General features: G+C 61.1%; 3 protein-coding genes. All 3 read left to right on the top strand.

Annotation, left to right across the window (positions count from 1 at the left end; genetic code table 11):
* Positions 1–115 precede the first annotated feature (115 nt).
* The 3 genes from HNS03_RS25520 (at position 116) to HNS03_RS25510 (ending at position 4609) form a co-directional block, all read left to right on the top strand.
* Positions 116–3028: a Tn3 family transposase gene (locus tag HNS03_RS25520; RefSeq protein WP_367198857.1), complete on the top strand. Its 2913-nt coding sequence runs from the start codon at positions 116–118 to the stop codon at positions 3026–3028.
* 18 nt (positions 3029–3046) lie between these two features.
* Positions 3047–3949 carry a tetratricopeptide repeat protein gene (locus tag HNS03_RS25515; protein WP_367198856.1) on the top strand — a complete coding sequence of 301 codons (903 nt, stop codon included), beginning with the start codon at positions 3047–3049 and terminating at the stop codon, positions 3947–3949.
* A 117-nt stretch (positions 3950–4066) separates the two neighbouring features.
* A complete protein-coding gene (locus tag HNS03_RS25510; protein ID WP_367198855.1) occupies positions 4067–4609 on the top strand; it encodes a recombinase family protein in 543 nt (180 codons plus the stop codon).
* Positions 4610–4665: the final 56 nt, after the last annotated feature.

The following is a 4665-nucleotide window of genomic DNA, read 5'->3' as shown; positions in this document are numbered from 1 at the left end:
AGGCCTAACCGGCGCGAAGCTGCGAAATTGGCCAAGTTGTGGAACGTTGCGCGAACGGATTGATCTGACCGGCTGGCTGGCTGAACATCTGCCCCTGGAATGAGGAGTCGGGCGGATGGGTTTGCAGGTTTCGCGCGGGGAGATTGCCGGTGAATGGAGCCTTTCGTTTGGCGACATCGACTTTGTGAACGCCAAGCCATCCGGGGCACGGTTGGGAGTTGCGGCGCAATTGAAGTATTTTGCCGCGACCGGCTGTTTCGCCACGAGCGCTGCTTGCGTTCCCGAGGAGGCAGCCTCCTATTTGGCCGATCAACTTGGGGTGAGCCATTCCGATCTTGCCGATTACGCCTTTTCGGGACGTTCCGCGCGGCGTCACTGTGCGGAGATACTGCGTTATCTTGGTTTTCGGCGGATGAAGCCGGCAGACCGCGCGGCATTGAGCGAATGGATGGCGCGGGAACTGTGCCCGCGCGGCGTTTCGGTCACGGCGATGCTGGAGGCAGCTTTTCTTTGGTGTCGGGATCGCCGAATTGTCGCGCCGTCGGCGAAGGAGATGGAAAGGCTGGCTCGCTCCGAACGGCAGCGGTTCGTGGAGGCATTTGTCGGCCGGGTTGCAGATCGGCTGTCGGCGGAGACCGTGGCGCTGATGCAAGCTTCGCTCGCAGAGTCGGAAGACGTCTCCGGTTTCCATGCCATCAAGGGCGATCCTGGCGCAGCGTCACTGGAGAACATGCTCGCGCTTTCCGAGCGGCTGGCGTTCATCAAGAGGCTGGACTTGCCGCACGACATGCTGCGGGGCGTTGGCAAACCGTGGATTGAGCGGATTGTTCGTCGGGTCGGCGCCGAAAAAGCTTCGGAAATGCGCCGCCATACGCCGCAGCGGCAACTCGGCCTCTATGCCATCTTCCTGATGGTCCGGGAGGCACAGATCACCGACAGCATGATCGATCTGCTGGTGGATACCGTTCACAAGATCGGTGTGCGCTCGAAACGCAAGGTGGTTGCCGGCATCGCGCGCGACATCGAGAAGGTTTATGGCAAGGAGCGGCTGCTGTTCGATATAGCCGGGGTTTCCGTTGCCTCGCCCGAGGGACGGGTCTGTGACGTGATTTTCCCGGTGGCCGGCCGCGAAAAACTTATGGCGATCATCAGGGAACATCGGGCGAAAGGCACGCTCGAACGTCAAATCTACCACGTGATGCGCGGCTCCTACGCCAATCATTACAGACGGATTCTGCCACAGCTGCTTTCGGTCCTGGAGTTTCGCTCGAACAACGCCATGCATCGACCGGTGCTTGACGCTCTGGACTGGATCAGGCGCGCTCTTGGCAGTCACCGTCGTGTTTTCTACCGAAATGAGGTTCCGATCGAGGGCGTTATCCCGGCGAAATGGCGCAGTGCGATCATCGGCAAGGACGGCCGCATCAACTGTATCAGCTATGAACTGTGCGTGCTCACCCAGTTGCGGGAGCGCATCCGGGCGAAGGAGATCTGGGTGGCGGGAGCTGATCGTTATCGCAATCCGGACGAGGATTTGCCGGAGGACTTCACGGTCAAGCGGGCGGCCTATTATGGAGCGCTGGACCTGACGCAGGACGCACGGGCCTTTACCGAGAAAATCAGGGCGGAACTGGAGCAGGAATTGCGGCTGCTCAACGCCGAAATCCCTTCCAGCGACAAGGTTCGCATTCTTTGGGGCGGTAGAAACCGCATCTCGATCACACCGTACGAACCCTTGCCGGAACCGCAGGGGCTTCGCACCGTGAAGGCGGAGATCGGCCAGCGTTGGCCGATGACGGAACTTCTCGACGTGCTGAAGGAGGCAGCGCTGGATACGGGATTTCTCGACGCTTTCGAAACGTCGGCTTCCCGCGTCGCCTTATCCCGTGGTGTCATCGACCGCCGCTTGCTTCTATGTCTGTACGGGCTCGGCACCAATGCCGGCCTGAAGCGCGTGGCGGCCGGTTGCCCGGGTGTTAGCTATGAGGAACTGCGTCGCGTGAACCGGCACTTCGTCCACCGGGATGCGCTTGAGGCGGCTTGCGCGCGGGTCGCCAATGCGACGCTGGCGATCCGCAACACTGCGATCTGGGGAGAGACCGGCACGGCCTGCGCCTCCGATTCCAAGAAGTTCCGCGCCTGGGACGACAACCTGATGACCGAATGGCACGTGCGCTATGGGGGCCGCGGCGTGATGATCTACTGGCATGTCGAGAAGGGCTCGACCTGCATCTACTCGCAACTCAGGCGTTGCTCGTCCTCGGAAGTGGGGGCGATGATCAAGGGCGTGCTGCGGCATTGCACGGACATGGAGGTACAGCGGCAATATGTCGACAGTCACGGCCAGAGCGTAATCGGTTTTGCTTTCTGCCATCTGCTTGGTTTCGATCTGGCGCCAAGACTGAAGGCGATCGCCCGACAGAAGCTGGCACTGCCGCACGCAGGTCTGCGCGCTGGACTGCCCAACCTGCTTCCCGTTCTCTCCACCGTCATCAACTGGGAGGAGATCGAGCAGCAATATGATGAAATGGTCAAGTATACGGCTGCCATGCATAGCGGTCTGGCTGATCCGGAGGCGATCCTGCGCCGGTTTACACGCGCCGAGGTGATGCACCCGACATACAAGGCCCTGGCCGAACTCGGTCGCGCGGTGAAGACCATCTTCCTGTGCCGGTATCTGCGGCGCGAAGCCTTCCGCCGGGAGATCCACGAAAGCCTGAACGTGGTCGAGAACTGGAACAGCGCCACCGATTTCGTGTTCTTCGGCAAAGGCGGCGAGATCGCCACCAACCGGTTGGAAGACCAGGAGATTGCGGCACTCTCCTTGCATCTTTTGCAGGCGTCGCTGGTTTATGTGAACACACGCATGATGCAGTCGGTGCTGAGCGAGCCGCAATGGGCTACGCGTCTGACGCCGGAAGACTATCGCGGTCTCACGCCGCTGATCTACAGCCACGTTAATCCATACGGCCGTTTCGAGCTCGACCTCAACCGCAGGATCGAATTCGAGCAAAGGCAGGCGGCCTAATCGCAGTTGGAGGGAACAATGCCCGTCTCGAAGAAGCCGCGGAAGAAAACCAGGCCATCGAAGGCGCCGGGAAATAACAATGCACTCCCGCTGTTGCCGGACCGGCGTGGCATGGAGGGGTTCATGGCCGGCCTTTTCGGCGGGCGCCACGGGAGCGATCCGACAGAGGCGGCGCAGGACATCATGTATGAGGCTTGGGAGGCGACCACGCGCAGCACACGTATCGCGCTGGCCAGGAAGGCGCTTGAAGTGTCGCCGCTCTGCGCTGACGCCTATGTGCTGCTGGCCGAAGAGGAGGCCGGGTCTGGCGAGGAAATGCTGGACTACTACCAGAGGGGTGTCGAGGCAGGGGAAATGGCCCTCGGTTCGGAGGGATTCGAGGAGTATGCCGGTCACTTCTGGGGCTTTCTCGAAACTCGTCCCTACATGCGCGCGCGGGCAGGTCTAGCCGCCGCGCTCTGGCGGCTTGGCCGTCATCAGGAGGCGATCGGCCATTATCAGGCCATGCTCAAGCTCAACCCCAACGACAATCAGGGCATCCGCTACGTGCTGGCCGGACATCTGCTGGCCCGCGATGACATCAAGGCCTTGAAAAAGCTCATCAGGCAATATGAAGATGATGGCGCAGCCGCGTGGCTTTACACGCAGGCGCTTCTCGCCTTCCGGGAAAACGATCCGGATGCAGGCAAATTGGCCGAGGAAGCCTGGCTGGCCAACAGCCATGTACCCGGCGTTCTATCCGGCAAGCAGCCTCTGGTGGCCTCTATGGACGGCTATATCACCATGGGCGGTGAGGACGAGGCCGCTGACTACGTCGAGGAAAACGGCAAGGTCTGGCAGTCCACGCCCGGTGCCGTTGAGTGGTTGGTGGAAGCGACCAAGAAATTGAAACCTCGAAGGCGGGGCAGTGCTGGCGCCTAATTTGGGTAAACGCCAGAAAGACATTCTCGTGAGACAATGGCTTCGTCTCATAAGGGTTGTTCTGGGAGATGTGAGACAGTATTGATGCATCGTCTAGAACCTAACGAGACAGTCGCCATGCCCATCTATGGTTACGCCCGCGTCAGCACCATTGACCAGGACCTTGCCATACAGGACGCGGCCCTGAGGGCCGCCGGTTGCCAGGTCATCCGCTCGGAGAAGAAGAGCGGCACGCAGCGGGAGGGGCGCAGCGAGCTGGCGACACTGCTCGAGTTCTTGCAAAAAGGCGATACGTTGATGGTGACGCGCGTCGACCGGCTCGCTCGCTCCGTCGCCGACTTGCAGGACATCGTGCACACGCTGAAGGCCAAGGGGGTCGCCTTGCGTGCGACGGAACAGCCGATCGATACCTCGACGGCGAGCGGCAAGGCTTTCCTCGACATGCTTGGCGTGTTCGCTGAGTTCGAGACCAATCTGCGCCGCGAACGGCAGTTGGAAGGGATCGCCGCCGCCAAGGCGCGCGGCGTTTATAAAGGCCGCCGCCGTCAGATTGACGCCGCCGAAATCCGCCGGCTGCGCGATGAGGAAAAGCTTGGTGCGACAGCCATCGCCCGCCGCCTCGGAATTGCACGGGCGTCCGTCTACCGGGTTCTGGCCTAATGTTCACGAATCGTTCGTCAACTTGGCCAAATTCCCAGCTTCGCGCCGGTTAGGCC

Origin of the sequence: Amorphus sp. 3PC139-8, from assembly GCF_040750475.1 — a bacterium.
GTDB lineage: Bacteria > Pseudomonadota > Alphaproteobacteria > Rhizobiales > Amorphaceae > Amorphus.
This window is presented reverse-complemented; position numbering and strand designations above follow the sequence as displayed.